A 14,951-nucleotide genomic window follows, 5' to 3' on the forward strand; every position below is an offset into this window, starting at 1 on the left:
ACCGTAACTGACAAGTTATTGATCCAAATGCGCAGCGCCCCTTGGCAATCCGGGCCATGGGCCCTACCCTAGGCGCCACACTCTGTACCCGGCTGTTGTTGGTTTTCATGCGCAAACTTCTGTATCTGTTTTTCTCCATGGCCCTCGTTGCCGCCCTGACCACCTACGCCATGTGGGCGGCAGACCGACCGGCGGGGCATTACCTGTCGGACCTGCGCATCAAGCTCGCCGTCGATCACGGCACGCCCGGCGACCGTGGCAACCTGCTCGGCATTCAGCCCGAACTGTTCCCCACCGATTACCAAAGCTCCGCACGCCTGCACCGCAAACTCGCGGCATACCTGCAGCAGGCCCGCGATCAAGGTTTGCTCAACGAAAAAACCGTGGTGGTTTTGCCCGAGCACGTCGGTACGTGGCTGATGATCAGCGGCGAGAAAGACGAGCTCTATCAGGCACCGACGCTGGCTGAGGCGATGAACTGGCTGGCGGCGAGCAATCCGCTGCTGTTCGCCCGCGCGTGGCTGCGGGCCAAGGGCGAGCAACGCCTGGACGATGCTTATCTGCGGATGAAATCGAAAGCCATGGCCAAGGATTATCAGGCGCTGTTCGGCGGTCTGGCCAAGGAGTTTCAGGTCACCCTGGTCGCCGGCTCCATTGTGCTGCCAGAGCCGAGTATCCGTGATGGCCAGCTCAAGCCTGGCAGCGGCGCGCTGTTCAACAGCAGCGTGGTATTCGGCCGCGACGGTTTGCCGCTGGGGCAGCCGCAACGCCAGATGCACCCGATCTTTGATCAGCAGGGTGTGATTGAGGCCGAAAACAAGCACGCCATTCAGGTCGTCGACACCCCGGCCGGACGCCTCGGCATCCTGATCGGCAGTGACAGCTGGTATCCCTCCAACTACCGCACACTCGATGACCAAGGCGCGCAACTGGTGGCCGTACCGGCGCAGGTTATTGGCCAAGGCGCGTGGGACAAGCCATGGCGCGGTTACAAAGGTTCGAGCACGCCGGGGTCAGTCAGCCTCAAGCCCGGCGACCTCAGTGAAGGACAGGCCTGGCATCGACTGACCCTTACCGCACAACCACCGAGCAGCCGCGCGGTTGCCGGCGTCAGTGTGTTCATGCGCGGGCAATTCTGGGACAAGCCGAGCACCGGCAGAAGCTTCCTCAGCAGCAACGGTCAGCAGTTCGCCGATGGCGAGGCCCGTGGTGCGCGCTTGCTGAACGTCTGGCTGTAATCCATGAAGCCGCAGCCGATGCGCCTCGGGGATCTGTCGGTGGGCTTCGTCCACAGTCTGGCCGATGCCGTGCGCAGCCACGACGTCGATCCGCTGCCTCTGCTTGAGCAATACGGCCTCGATACCGCGCGGCTGGCCGAGGCCGGGGCACGCTTATCGATCCCGCGTTACATGCGCTTGGGCCATGCGGCGATTCAACTCACCGGCGATCCCGCTCTGGGCCTGCGCATGGGCCGCATGATCCGCTTGAATCAGGCTGGGCTGGCCGGCATCACCGCCGCGCAAGCACCCACCGTGCGCGAAGCGGCCCGTTGCCTGACGCGTTTCGAACCGCTCTACGGCTCGAACTACCGAGGGCAATCCACTTTCCATGAAGACGCCAGCGGCGCCTGGCTGCGCTTCTACTCGATCAGCCCGTACAACGCTTATAACCGCTTCGTGGTCGACTCGATCCTCGCCGGCTGGCTGCATCAGTTGTCGAGCCTGTGCGGCGAAACGTTGCGCGCCGAGCGGATCGAAATCGAATTCGAAGCGCCGGATTATCGCGACGCCTACGCCGCGCTCGGCGACTGCCCGATCCAGTTCCGCGCCGAGCACAACCAACTGCGCCTGAGCCTGAGCAGTCTCGCCCTGCGCAACCCTGAACATTGTCCGGGCACTTGGCGGCATCTGCTGCAACTGTGTGAGCGGGAGCTGGACCAAATGACCCGCACCCGCAGCCTGCGCGAGCGCATCACTCAACTGCTCGGCCCGCTGCTCAATGGAGGCCGCGAACCGGATCTTGAAGAAGTCGCGGCACGCCTGAAACTGCCGACATGGACCTTGCGACGCAAACTCGCCGAGGAAGGCACGCAGTTCCGCGCAATCCTCAATGACACTCGCCGGGACCTGGCGATGACTTACATCCGCGACACCGAATTGGCGTTCGGTGAGATCGCCTATCTACTGGGCTTTGCCTCAGCCGAAGCCTTCCAGCGCGCTTTCAAGCGCTGGAGCGGGCAGACGCCCGGCGAATCTCGACGAAATTACCGCTCGGGAGCCTGACGCTCAGAGCTCTGTGGCGTCGTCAGCCGGCTCTGGCTGATCCAGCTCATAGGCCTGGTATTCGAGCAGTTCTTCCTGATACTCATCCATCGTATAAATCCCCCAAACCGCTCGCTATGAAAATGGCCTGATCAATCGACCTGTGCCCCGAGCATAAAGTGCCCGTGTGAAGGAAAAGTGAAACGCCGCCTTCATGAATAAAACGTAGCAGGTGGTTGGGGATTTATCGCGGCGCTGATGTCGCAGGTATGTAACCAGATCTTATGCCCACCCGAAAACCACTGTGGGAGCGAGCCAGCTCGCGAAGGCGGTGTGTCAGTCTGATCATCTGTCGACTGACACTACGCATTCGCGAGCAGGCTCGCTCCCACAGGGTTTCGCTGAGTTTTTTATTGGCCCGACGCAGGCATCGCCGGAATCGGCTCGGACGGTGGCGGAATATCCGGGTTGGTCGGTGGCGTGATGGTTTCGCTGGCCGGCGCTGGCTCTTCTGCGGGCGCAGGCGCTGGCGTGATCGGCGCCGACTCCGCGGGTGGCACGACCGGCTCGGAACTCACTGGCGCGGTGTCGACAGGCGCCGGTGCAGGCTCGGCAGCTGGCGCAGGAGCCGGTTCCGCCGCAGGTGTCGGCACCAGTGGCGCAGCAGCCGGAGCAGGCGTCACCTTCGGCTCAGGCACACCGAGGTCGGTTTTCGGTTTTTCTTCGATGTGTGCAGCCTTCTTCGCATCGGCGGGCAGGAACTGCTCCACCAGTGTGAAGAACCGCTCGTAGAACTTCTGCGCAGTGACGGTCTCACTGGCGACCTTGACCATCGAATCATCCGAGGAGCCGATCGGCATCGACACCGAGCCCAGCACACCAACCCCGAGGCTGGCCGAATTGTTGGTCTTCTTCAGCGCATAACGGTCCTGGAGGGCGTTGGCGAACACCGTCGCGTGATGCCCGGCGCTGCCATCTTCGGCACAGACCACGTTGAAGCTGATCTCGAGATGGGTCTCGCCGGTCTGCTGGAAGCTCTTGTGACCGCTGACCAGCTTCGGATCACTGCTGGTAATGATGTAGCCCTGACTGAGCAACGCGCGACGGGCCGCTTCGCAGCTGGCGGTATCAGTCACCGGGTAATTGCGCGAAAAGGTGCCGGAGTCATCGAAGTTCTCATGCTCATAGATCGGCTTGTCCTTCGAACAACCGGTCACCGCAGTCAACAAAAGCGCCAGCCCGACAACACGCATGGGAGTGGAAATCAACATTGAACATCCTGAGGGAAAACAGTCCGGGGCGTATTGTGCAACAGATCGCCGCCCCATGGCGCATGGAATAGTGTCAAGAATCGGTTACAACTTTACCGGTCCTCGCCGGATGGAAAAAGCCGCGCCGACAAATGATCGATCGGCACGCGCAATTTCCCCGTCGCCTGTCGACTCGACGGCCACAACACCCTAACCGCCCGACCTGTTCTAAACCGTTAAGGGACGTAGTACATCCAAGAATCAGGTCGGCTGTCAGGCCGCCTTCGCGAGCAGGCTCGCTCCCACAAAAGCAAAAGCAAAAGCAAAGCAGCGCAGCTGCCCGCGGCGAAGCCGCCCCACTCAACAATGAGCGCAAGCTCGAATGCTCTTGATCTTGATCCACCGGCGACGTCGGAAGGCTGAGTGGAGGTATTGATCCGGGCGTGGGAGCGCAGCGACCGTCTGGCGCAGCCAGACACAGCGGAAGGAGGTGCAGCGAAGCAAACCGTAGCCGCTGCGCCCGGATCAGTCCCGGAGCGAAGGAACCCGAGCCTGCGAGGGCCGAACGCAGAAGCTAGCGTTTTTTGCTTACTTTTTTAGGCGCTTGTAAAAAAGCAAGTCGCCGTAAGGGCGAAACCGCCAGCAGCCGCTACCGAAGCAACGGATATTCACCCAACCCCACAAGAGCCTGGCCGGCCCAAAGGCCGCCACGCCCAAAAAACAAAAAAGCCCCGACCATCAGGCCGGGGCTCCTTCAAACGCCAGTCAAAAGATCAAAACCGCTCGATCTTCGCCTCAGCTTCCAACTGCTTGCGATACGCCGCAAAGTCCTGCTGCCCTTCACGGGAGGCGAGGAAACGACGATATTGCGCCTTCTCTTCATCCGTCGGTGCAGCCGCTTCATTGACGCCATTCAGACGCACGATCATCAGACTGCCATCCGGCAACGTAACGCTGGAGAACGTCGGCTTGTCCTTGGCAGCCGGTTTCGGCATACGGAACAACGCCTGCAGCACGGCCGGATCAACCCCTTCCTGACCACGAGTAGCCGCTTCGGTGGTTTTCCAGTTCTGACCATCAACCGCCTTGTCCAGCGGCGCCTTGCCGTCACGCAGATCGGCGATCAGCTTCTCGGCACGGGTCTTGGCCTCGGCACTGGCATGTTCCTTGGTCAGCTGAGTACGGATCGCCGCAGTCACGCTTTCCAGCGGCAGCTGCGCAGGCTTCAGGTGCTCCTTGGAACGCAGCACGATCACGGTTTCCGGATCCAGCTCGATGGCGGTGCTGTTGGCACCCTCATCAATGACTTCCGGGCTGAATGCAGCAGTGACCACGGCACGGTTGGCGGCAACACCTTCGCCACCTTCACGGCCGAACGGCTTGGACGTGTGCACGGTCAATTTCAGGTCCGCTGCTGGCTGTGCCAGGTCAGAGGCTTCGAACGCCGAGTCTTCCAACTGCTTGGTCGCCTCAACAAAACGCTGCTCGACCTGAGCGGCTTTCAGCTCGCGGGTCAGCTTGTCTTTCAGGCTGGCCAGGGTCGGTACTTCAGGCGCTTCCACGCCCAACAGCTTGATCAGGTGATAACCGAAGTCGGTACGAATCGGCTCGGACACCTGCTCTTTCGACAAGGCGTACAGCGCTTTTTCGAAAGCCGGGTCGTAAACGCCAGGACCGGCATAACCCAGGTCACCACCATTGTTGGCGGAACCCGGATCCTGCGAGAACTCTTTGGCCAGCGCTTCGAATTTCTCGCCCTTGGCCAGACGCGCCTGGACTTCTTCGATCTTCGCCTTGGCCTGCGCTTCGCTGGTCTTGTCGTTCACTTCGATGAGGATGTGCGCGGCACGACGCTGTTCCGACAGGTTGGCGATCTCTTTCTGATACGCCGCCTGCAGGTCTTCATCCTTGACCGCGACCTGATCGAAGAACGACGATTTCTTGAGCTCGACGTAATCGATGATCACCTGATCCGGCGTCATGAATTCCTTGGCGTGCTCGTCGTAGTAAGCCTTGACCTCGTCATCGGTCAGCTTGACCGCAGCCGGGTCGGCCTTGACGTTCAGAGTGGCGAAATCACGGGTCTGTTTTTCCAGACGGGCGAATGCCAGCACTTCGGCGTCGGTGACGAAACCGCTGCCTGCAACACCGGCGCGCAACTGGCCGATCAACATTTCCTGAGCCAGCATCTGGCGGAACTGCATGCGGCTGTAACCCAGTTGACGGATCACCTGGTCGAAACGCTCGGAGCTGAACTTGCCGTCAACCTGGAATTCAGGCGTTTGCAGAATCACCTGATCCAGCGCGGCTTCGGAGAAAGAGAATTTCGCCTGTTCGGCGCCTTGCAGCAGCAACTTGCGGTCGATCAGGCCTTTGAGAGCCGATTCGCGCAGCATTTTCTCGTCGAGCAAGGAAGCATCGAAGTCCTTGCCCAGCTGTTGCATCAGCTGACGGCGTTGCATGTCAACGGCCTGGCTCAGCTCGTTCTGGCTGATTTCGTCACCGTTGACCTTGGCCGCCTCGTTCTTGTGAGTCGTGGCCTGGAAAATGGCATCGAAACCGGTCAGAGCCATCAGTGCAACGATGACTCCGATAATTGTCTTGGCAATCCAGCCTTGTGAATTGTCCCTGATATTCTGCAGCATGCGTCCCCCAGAAACGGTTGAACTTCAATTTAGGCAACCGTGGAGCGTGGGTAGAATCCGGATAGAAGAAAGGCGCATCCGAGGATGCGCCTTCTCGTAACTGGCGGAGCGGACAGGGCTCGAACCCTCGATCCCGGCGTTACAGGTGCCTGTTCCAGCCACCTGCTCTACCGCTCCGCTGCCAAGTCAGGCTTGACCCCGACCCGGATGGGTAAAAACCTGAAAACTCAGTTAACAGCTTCTTTCAGTGCTTTACCGGCTTTGAAACCTGGCTTCTTGGCAGCCGGGATTTCCAGAGTCTTGCCGGTTTGAGGGTTACGACCGGTACGAGCCGGACGGTCAGTCACGGAGAAAGTACCGAAACCAACCAGAACAACGGAGTCGCCAGCCTTCAGAGCGCCAGTGACGGATTCGATTACAGCGTCCAGCGCACGGCCAGCAGCAGCTTTCGGGATATCAGCGGATGCAGCGATAGCATCAATCAGTTCCGACTTGTTCACTCTAAGTCCCCTTATATCTATTTTGAGATGTTTCTAAGTTTTTTGGTGAAAGCAAAAACGAGTGCTGAATGGCCTACAGACACTTAAGAGCCGCTTTATAACAAGGGCTCTAAAATGCTGTCAAGGAAAGCCCCCCAGACTAAAACGTATTAATGCGTGCTAATTCTTTCCTTGGCATCAGACTCGCGTTTTTCGTCCTTGGCAACTATCTCCGGAGCCACATCCGGCAAGGGCTCCGGCGCGTATTGCAGCGCAATTTGCAGGACCTCGTCAATCCATTTAACCGGTTTGATCTGCAGATCCTGCTTGATATTGTCAGGAATCTCCTTCAGATCGCGGACGTTTTCTTCCGGAATAATCACAATCTTGATTCCGCCGCGATGTGCCGCCAGCAGTTTTTCTTTCAAACCGCCGATCGCCAGCACTTGCCCACGCAGCGTGATCTCACCGGTCATGGCGACATCGGCGCGTACCGGAATGCCGGTCAACGCCGAGACCAGCGCCGTGCACATGCCTACGCCAGCGCTAGGGCCGTCTTTCGGGGTCGCCCCTTCCGGCATGTGAATGTGGGTGTCGCGCTTCTCGTGGAAGTCCAGCGGAATGCCCAGACTCTTGGCGCGGCTGCGCACCACGGTTTGTGCGGCAGTGATCGATTCGACCATTACATCACCGAGCGAACCGGTCTTGATCAGTTGTCCTTTACCCGGAATCACTGCAGCTTCGATGGTCAGCAATTCACCGCCGACCTGAGTCCACGCCAAGCCCGTCACCTGACCCACTTGATCCTGCTGCTCGGCCAGGCCGTAGCGGAACTTGCGCACGCCGAGGAAATGCTCGAGCAGATCAGCTGTCACTTTCACCGAGAAGCGTTTTTCGAGGGCATGCTCTTTGACCGCCTTGCGGCAGACCTTGGCAATCTGCCGCTCGAGGCCACGCACGCCCGCTTCACGGGTGTAGTAACGGATGATGTCGCGGATCGCTTCCTCGTCGAACTCCAGCTCGCCCTTCTTCAGACCATTGGCGGCGATCTGTTTAGGCGACAGATATTTCACGGCGATGTTGATCTTCTCGTCTTCGGTGTAACCCGGCAGACGGATGACTTCCATCCGGTCCAGCAGCGCTGGCGGAATGTTCATCGAGTTCGACGTGCACAGGAACATCACATCGGAGAGGTCGTAATCGACTTCGAGATAGTGATCATTGAAGTTGTGGTTTTGCTCAGGGTCGAGCACTTCCAGCAACGCCGACGCCGGATCGCCACGCATGTCGCTGCCCATCTTGTCGATTTCATCGAGCAGAAACAGCGGGTTGCGTACGCCCACTTTTGTCATCTTTTGAATCAATCTTCCCGGCATCGAACCGATGTAGGTCCGGCGGTGACCACGGATTTCCGCTTCATCACGCACGCCGCCCAAGGCCATACGCACGAATTTACGGTTGGTTGCGTGGGCAATCGATTCCGCCAGCGAGGTCTTACCCACGCCAGGAGGACCGACCAGGCACAACACCGGGCCACGAATTTTCTTCACGCGCTTCTGCACGGCGAGGTATTCAAGGATGCGCTCCTTGACCTCTTCGAGACCATAGTGATCGGCGTCGAGAATATCTTCTGCACGGGCCAGATCGAGGCGGACTTTGCTTTGCGCCTTCCACGGCACCTGCACCAGCCAGTCGATGTACGAGCGCACTACGGTGGCTTCAGCGGACATCGGCGACATTTGCTTGAGCTTGTTCAGCTCGGCAGTGGCTTTGGCCAGTGCATCCTTTGGCAGGCCGGCAGCATCGATGCGCTTTTTCAGCTCTTCGATTTCATTGTGACCTTCGTCACCGTCGCCGAGCTCTTTCTGAATGGCCTTCATCTGCTCATTCAGGTAGTACTCGCGCTGGCTGCGCTCCATTTGCTTTTTCACGCGACCGCGAATGCGTTTCTCGACCTGCAGCAAGTCAATCTCGGCATCCAGCAGTGCCAGCACGTGCTCGACACGGGCCGACAGATCGACGATTTCGAGGATTTCCTGCTTCTGCTCGATTTTCAGCGCCATGTGCGCGGCCATGGTGTCGACCAGACGACCGGGCTCATCGATGCTGTTGAGCGACGACAGGACTTCAGCCGGAACCTTCTTGCCCAGCTGAACGTATTGCTCGAACTGCGACAGCAGCGTGCGCACGAAGACTTCCGACTCGCGCTCGGCGGCGTCGACTTCCTCGATCAGAGAAACTTCGGCGCGGCAGTGGCCATCGATTTCGCTGAAGCGTTCGACGGTGCCACGCTGCTCGCCTTCGACCAGAACCTTGACGGTGCCATCAGGCAGCTTCAGCAGCTGCAGAACCGTGGCAATCGTACCTACGCGATAGAGAGCGTCTTCACCGGGATCATCGTCAGCCGGGTTTCTCTGGGCCAGCAGCAAGATCTGCTTGTCACCCGTCATCGCTGCCTCGAGGGCTTCGATGGATTTCTCGCGCCCCACGAACAGCGGGATAACCATGTGCGGATAAACCACGACATCACGCAATGGCAGGAGAGGCAATTCGATGGTTGTCTTCATGATTTCGCCTCTACGGCGGCCGTATGGCCGTAATCAGATGGAATTAAGCTTGAAACCAAGATGGGGGCTGCCTCGAAAAAAAACAAGCGCAAAGCGCAGGCAAAAAACGACTTAAAAAAAAAGAGGCCCGAAGGCCCCTTCTTTGTTGCGGCGCGGTGGACGCTTATGCGTCCGGCGCTGCCTTGGCCGTCGGCTCACTGTTTTCGTAGATATACAGTGGCTTGGACTTGCCTTCGATGACGCTTTCATCGATCACGACTTTGCTCACCTCGGATTGCGAGGGGATTTCATACATCGTGTCGAGCAGCACACCTTCGAGAATCGAGCGCAGGCCACGGGCACCGGTTTTACGTTCCAGTGCACGCTTGGCGACCGATTTCAGCGCGTCGGAACGGAATTCCAGATCCACGCCTTCCATCTCGAACAGCTTGGCATACTGTTTGGTCAGAGCATTTTTCGGCTCGGTGAGGATTTGCATCAGCGCAGCCTCGTCGAGTTCGTCCAGTGTCGCCAGGACCGGCAGACGACCGACGAATTCCGGGATCAGACCGAACTTGACCAGATCGTCAGGCTCGACTTCACGAAGGGATTCACCGACTTTCTTGCCCTCTTCCTTGCTGCGCACTTCGGCGTTGAAGCCGATGCCGCCTTTGGTGGAACGGTTCTGAATGACCTTTTCCAGGCCGGAGAACGCACCACCGCAGATGAACAGGATGTTACGGGTGTCGACCTGCAGGAATTCCTGCTGCGGATGCTTGCGGCCACCTTGCGGCGGTACCGAAGCGACCGTGCCTTCGATCAACTTGAGCAAGGCCTGCTGCACGCCCTCACCGGAAACATCGCGGGTGATCGACGGGTTGTCGGACTTGCGGGAAATCTTGTCGATTTCGTCGATGTAGACAATACCCATCTGGGCTTTCTCTACGTCGTAATCGCACTTCTGCAGCAGCTTCTGAATGATGTTCTCGACATCCTCACCCACGTAACCGGCCTCGGTGAGGGTGGTTGCGTCGGCAATGGTGAACGGAACATTCAGCAAGCGGGCCAGCGTTTCGGCCAGCAGGGTTTTACCGGAGCCTGTCGGGCCGATCAGCAGGATGTTGCTCTTGCCGAGTTCGACGTCGTCAGCCTTCTTGTCACGCTGGTTCAGACGCTTGTAGTGGTTGTACACCGCTACGGCCAGAACCTTTTTCGCACGCTCCTGACCAATGACGTACTGGTCTAGGATGCCGCTGATTTCTTTAGGCGAAGGCAATTTATGCGCGCTGCTTTCGGCCTGTGCTTCCTGCACCTCCTCGCGGATGATGTCATTGCACAGGTCGACGCACTCGTCGCAGATAAAGACCGAGGGGCCGGCAATCAATTTGCGCACTTCATGCTGGCTTTTGCCACAGAAGGAGCAATAGAGCAGCTTGCCGTTGTCCTCGCCGTTGCGGGTGTCAGTCATTCGTTCGATCCAAATCCGATAGGCTTGCAACACAAGATGAAGGCTATTGCGGGCTTTTTCAAGCCCGCCGCTGATCGGACATGCCGATCAGGCCTGTTTTGCGCTGCTTATATTAAGCTGGACGCTGGTTGATCACTTCGTCGATCAGGCCGTATTCCTTCGCAGCTTCGGCACTCATGAAGTTGTCGCGATTGGTATCGCGCTCGATTTCTTCCAGAGTACGGCCGCTGTGCTTGGCCATCAGCATGTTCAGACGCTCGCGGATGAAGAGGATTTCCTTGGCATGGATTTCGATATCCGATGCCTGGCCCTGGAAACCACCCAGTGGCTGGTGAATCATCACACGCGAGTTCGGCAGGCAGAAACGCTTGCCCGGCGCACCTGCGGTGAGCAGGAATGCACCCATGCTGCAGGCCTGACCGATGCAGGTGGTCGACACGTTCGGCTTGATGAACTGCATGGTGTCGTAGATCGACATGCCTGCAGTCACCGAACCGCCCGGCGAGTTGATGTACAGATGGATGTCCTTGTCCGGGTTTTCCGCTTCAAGGAACAGCAGCTGCGCACAGATCAGGTTGGCCATGTAGTCCTCTACCGGGCCCACCAGAAAGATCACTCGCTCCTTGAGCAGGCGCGAGTAGATGTCGTAGGCGCGTTCGCCACGAGCGGACTGCTCGACAACCATCGGGACCAGGCCGCCGGCGGCCTGGATATCAGAGTTCTGCTGAATATAAGAATTACGGAACATGCTCTGCAGTCGCTCCCAAATAGTTATGTCTTGAATACGCATAAGCCAGCTCGAGAGCTGGCTTATGGTGTGCACTTCTAACGCAAAATCAATCAGTCGGCTGCTGGAGCTTCTACCGGCTTGACTGCTTCTTCGTAGGAGACCGATTTGTCGGTCACACTAGCTTTCTGCAGAACAGTATCCACAACTTGTTCTTCCAGCACAACCGAACGCACTTCGTTCAGTTGCTGCTCGTTTTTGTAGTACCACGACACGACCTGCTCTGGCTCCTGGTAAGCGGAAGCCATTTCCTGAATCATTTCGCGAACGCGAGCTTCGTCAGGCTTGAGGTCGAACTGCTTGACCACTTCAGCAACGATCAGGCCCAGCACGACGCGGCGCTTGGCTTGCTCTTCGAACAGCTCGGCTGGCAGTTGGTCTGGCTTGATGTTGCCGCCGAACTGCTGAACAGCCTGCACGCGCAGACGGTCAACTTCGTTGGACAGCAGAGCCTTTGGCACTTCGATCGGGTTGGTGGCCAGCAGACCGTCCATTACCTGATTCTTGACCTTGGATTTGATCGCCTGACGCAGTTCACGCTCCATGTTCTTGCGAACTTCGGTGCGGAAACCGTCGATGCCGCTTTCCTTGATGCCGAATTGAGCGAAGAACTCTTCGTTCAGCTCAGGCAGCTTAGGCTCGGACACAGTGTTGACGGTCACGGTGAACTCGGCGGTTTTGCCAGCCAGGTCCAGGTTCTGATAGTCCTCAGGGAAGGTCAGGTTCAGAACGCGCTCTTCGCCAGCTTTAGCACCAACCAGGCCTTCTTCGAAGCCCGGGATCATGCGGCCGGAACCCAGTACCAACTGAGTGCCCTTGGCGGAACCGCCAGCGAATACTTCGCCGTCAACCTTGCCAACGAAATCGATGTTCAGTTGGTCTTCGTTCTGGGCAGCACGGTCGGCCACTTCGAAACGGGTGTTCTGCTTGCGCAGGATGTCGAGCATCTTGTCCAGGTCAGCGTCAGCCACTTCAGCGCTCAGACGCTCAACGGTGATGCCTTCGAAGCCAGCAACGGTGAACTCAGGGAAGACTTCGAACACAGCAACGTATTCCAGATCCTTGCCCGCTTCGAGCGACTTTGGCTCGATCGAAGGCGAACCGGCAGGGTTGAGCTTCTGCTCGACCACAGCTTCGTAGAAGGAAGACTGGATGACGTCGCCTACCGCTTCCTGACGCGCATCAGCACCGAAACGGCGCTTGATTTCGCTCATTGGCACTTTGCCTGGACGGAAGCCAGCAATTTTGGCCTTTTGGGCAGTCTGCTGCAGACGCTTGTTGACCTGAGTCTCGATGCGCTCTGCCGGCACGGTGACGCTCATGCGGCGCTCGAGAGCAGTAGTATTTTCAACAGAAACTTGCATGGATATTCCTCGTTGCACAGACGTTAGCCGGCCGTTTCCGACCCCAGAATCAAGGGCATGCATTCTAGTGGGTCAAACTCAAGAAGTCACCCTACTGGAAACGGGTAAAAAAACAGCAGGCAATTTATAGGGAGCGCCGCACGAATGCCGCGCACTCCACTGGCGAATACAAGCGATCAGGTCAGGGCTCTGTTTCAACGCCTCTATATATAGAAGCAACTATCAAATCCGCCCTGACTGCCATTCCAGCAAAACCGGAACGACGAGCAGTTCAGCGTCATCGGATCGTTTAAATGCGATGAAGTGCCCTGCCCTGCGACCTGAAACCGACCAGGTCGGTTTTGAAAACCGCTAAAACAAAAAAGGCGCCAGACTGTTAAATCTGGCGCCTTTCGAAATATGGGGTGGACGATGGGGATCGAACCCACGACAACGGGAGTCACAATCCCGTGCTCTACCAACTGAGCTACGCCCACCATATTGCGTAACAAAAAAGCCAAACAACTTCTTTGTCAAAACCTCATCAGGCCCGAGGCACAGATAAAGCTTTATTTGGTGCGGATGAAGAGACTCGAACTCTTACGCCTCGCGGCGCTGGAACCTAAATCCAGTGTGTCTACCAATTCCACCACATCCGCGGATGAAGCTTTTAAAGCAAAGGCGCCAGACCGTTAAATCTGGCGCCTTTCGAAATATGGGGTGGACGATGGGGATCGAACCCACGACAACGGGAGTCACAATCCCGTGCTCTACCAACTGAGCTACGCCCACCATATCGCGTTACTTGTGCCAAAGCTGCCTAATGGCGCACCCGGCAGGACTCGAACCTGCGACCATCCGCTTAGAAGGCGGATGCTCTATCCAGCTGAGCTACGGGCGCCTTGTTAATCTGTACTCTTAAAGGACTACAAACTAAGTGCTTTCCAGTGTCGCAGAACCTTGATTCCGCTTCACCTTCTTAACCAGTGCTAGGCTGTGCCCGACAAGTGCGACGAATAGTATAGAGGGCTCAAAAGGTCGTCAAATCCTTTTTGAAAAAAATTCATTTAATTAAAGGAGTTAGAGGAATTTGCTGACCAAGCGCCTTTGCCCTCACCGCTCGACATGCGAGAATGCGTTCTCATTTTTTCCCCTCTCGATGGTTAATCACGCGCAATGACTGCACAACTAATCGACGGCAAATCGATCGCCGCCAGCCTGCGCCAGCAGATCGCCCAACGAGTTGCCGAGCGTCGCCAGCAAGGCCTGCGCACCCCCGGCCTCGCGGTGATCCTGGTCGGCAGCGATCCTGCCTCTCAGGTTTATGTCTCGCACAAGCGTAAAGACTGTGAAGAGGTAGGCTTCCTCTCTCAAGCCTACGACCTGCCCTCCGACACCACTCAGGACGCCCTGACCGATCTGATCGATCGCCTCAATGACGATCCGGCCATTGACGGCGTGCTCCTGCAGTTGCCTCTGCCCGAACACCTCGACGCGTCCAAGCTGCTGGAACGCATTCGCCCGGACAAAGACGTCGACGGCTTCCACCCGTACAACGTCGGTCGCCTGGCCCAGCGCATCCCGCTGCTGCGTCCGTGCACCCCGAAAGGCATCATGACCTTGCTGGAAAGCACTGGCGCTGATCTTTACGGCATGGACGCGGTGGTCGTTGGTGCCTCGAATATCGTCGGTCGCCCGATGGCCATGGAATTGTTGCTGGCCGGCTGCACCGTCACTGTCACTCACCGCTTCACCAAGGATCTGGCGGGCCACGTCGGCCGTGCTGATCTGGTGGTCGTCGCCGCCGGCAAGCCGGGCCTGGTCAAGGGCGAGTGGATCAAGGAAGGCGCGATCGTGATCGACGTCGGCATCAACCGTCAGGACGACGGCAAACTGGTCGGTGACGTCGTCTACGAAACCGCCCTGCCCCGCGCCGGCTGGATTACGCCAGTACCAGGCGGCGTTGGCCCGATGACGCGCGCCTGCCTGCTGGAAAACACGCTCTACGCCGCAGAAACCCTGCACGCCTGAGTGGTTTTTTCCGCTGCACCAGAACCCCGCCCCGTGCGGGGTTTTTCATGTCTGAGAAAAAACTTCAACCGTTCGCCGGAAACCGCTCTTTTTACAGGCCTTTTCACGGGATTTTCAGGTCTTACAAACAACCATCGACAG

Annotated in this window: 10 protein-coding genes and 4 tRNA genes; 3 read left to right on the plus strand and 11 right to left on the minus strand. The window is 58.0% G+C overall.

Translation table 11 applies throughout. The features are described from left to right. The first annotated feature begins 107 nt into the window (after window positions 1–107). Together ACZ0AZ_RS25945 and ACZ0AZ_RS25950 are read left to right on the plus strand one after the other, a co-directional pair. On the plus strand, window positions 108–1,238 hold the full coding sequence (locus tag ACZ0AZ_RS25945) for a carbon-nitrogen hydrolase family protein (protein ID WP_129999597.1): 1,131 nt from the start codon (window positions 108–110) through the stop codon (window positions 1,236–1,238). 3 nt (window positions 1,239–1,241) lie between these two features. Beyond that, a complete protein-coding gene (locus ACZ0AZ_RS25950; protein ID WP_039763370.1) occupies window positions 1,242–2,282 on the plus strand; it encodes an AraC family transcriptional regulator in 1,041 nt (346 codons plus the stop codon). Between the two features lie 389 nt (window positions 2,283–2,671). Here the strand turns inward: ACZ0AZ_RS25950 and ACZ0AZ_RS25955 are convergent, their stop codons facing one another. The 11 genes from ACZ0AZ_RS25955 to ACZ0AZ_RS26005 all read right to left on the minus strand — a co-directional run bounded on the left by ACZ0AZ_RS25955 (window position 2,672) and on the right by ACZ0AZ_RS26005 (window position 13,680). Beyond that, entirely contained in the window at window positions 2,672–3,532 is an 861-nt protein-coding gene (locus ACZ0AZ_RS25955) for a DUF2242 domain-containing protein (protein ID WP_039763372.1), read from the minus strand. Between the two features lie 752 nt (window positions 3,533–4,284). Beyond that, window positions 4,285–6,156: a SurA N-terminal domain-containing protein gene (locus ACZ0AZ_RS25960; RefSeq protein WP_039763373.1), complete on the minus strand. Its 1,872-nt coding sequence runs from the start codon at window positions 6,154–6,156 to the stop codon at window positions 4,285–4,287. Window positions 6,157–6,383: 227 nt separating this feature from the next. Then, a complete protein-coding gene (locus ACZ0AZ_RS25965) occupies window positions 6,384–6,656 on the minus strand; it encodes an HU family DNA-binding protein (RefSeq protein ID WP_003183171.1) in 273 nt (90 codons plus the stop codon). 149 nt (window positions 6,657–6,805) lie between these two features. Next, window positions 6,806–9,202, minus strand: a complete 2,397-nt coding sequence (lon, locus tag ACZ0AZ_RS25970) for an endopeptidase La (protein WP_039763374.1) — start codon at window positions 9,200–9,202, stop codon at window positions 6,806–6,808. Between the two features lie 163 nt (window positions 9,203–9,365). Beyond that, window positions 9,366–10,649 carry an ATP-dependent Clp protease ATP-binding subunit ClpX gene (clpX, locus tag ACZ0AZ_RS25975; RefSeq protein WP_016775335.1) on the minus strand — a complete coding sequence of 428 codons (1,284 nt, stop codon included), beginning with the start codon at window positions 10,647–10,649 and terminating at the stop codon, window positions 9,366–9,368. Window positions 10,650–10,761: 112 nt separating this feature from the next. Then, window positions 10,762–11,397: an ATP-dependent Clp endopeptidase proteolytic subunit ClpP gene (gene clpP, locus ACZ0AZ_RS25980; RefSeq protein ID WP_016775336.1), complete on the minus strand. Its 636-nt coding sequence runs from the start codon at window positions 11,395–11,397 to the stop codon at window positions 10,762–10,764. Between the two features lie 92 nt (window positions 11,398–11,489). Next, window positions 11,490–12,800, minus strand: a complete 1,311-nt coding sequence (gene tig, locus ACZ0AZ_RS25985) for a trigger factor (protein WP_016775337.1) — start codon at window positions 12,798–12,800, stop codon at window positions 11,490–11,492. Window positions 12,801–13,200: 400 nt separating this feature from the next. Continuing rightward, window positions 13,201–13,276 (minus strand) — tRNA-His (locus ACZ0AZ_RS25990). A gap of 77 nt (window positions 13,277–13,353) precedes the next feature. After that, window positions 13,354–13,438: transfer RNA gene (locus tag ACZ0AZ_RS25995), tRNA-Leu, on the minus strand. 57 nt (window positions 13,439–13,495) lie between these two features. After that, window positions 13,496–13,571, minus strand: a tRNA-His gene (locus ACZ0AZ_RS26000). Between the two features lie 32 nt (window positions 13,572–13,603). Beyond that, window positions 13,604–13,680: transfer RNA gene (locus ACZ0AZ_RS26005), tRNA-Arg, on the minus strand. A gap of 275 nt (window positions 13,681–13,955) precedes the next feature. On the opposite strand from ACZ0AZ_RS26005, the gene folD reads away from it, so the two are divergent. Then, a complete protein-coding gene (folD, locus tag ACZ0AZ_RS26010) occupies window positions 13,956–14,810 on the plus strand; it encodes a bifunctional methylenetetrahydrofolate dehydrogenase/methenyltetrahydrofolate cyclohydrolase FolD (protein WP_039763375.1) in 855 nt (284 codons plus the stop codon). The last annotated feature ends 141 nt before the right edge of the window (window positions 14,811–14,951 follow it).

The sequence above is a fragment of the Pseudomonas sp. AC239 genome, assembly GCF_979258545.1.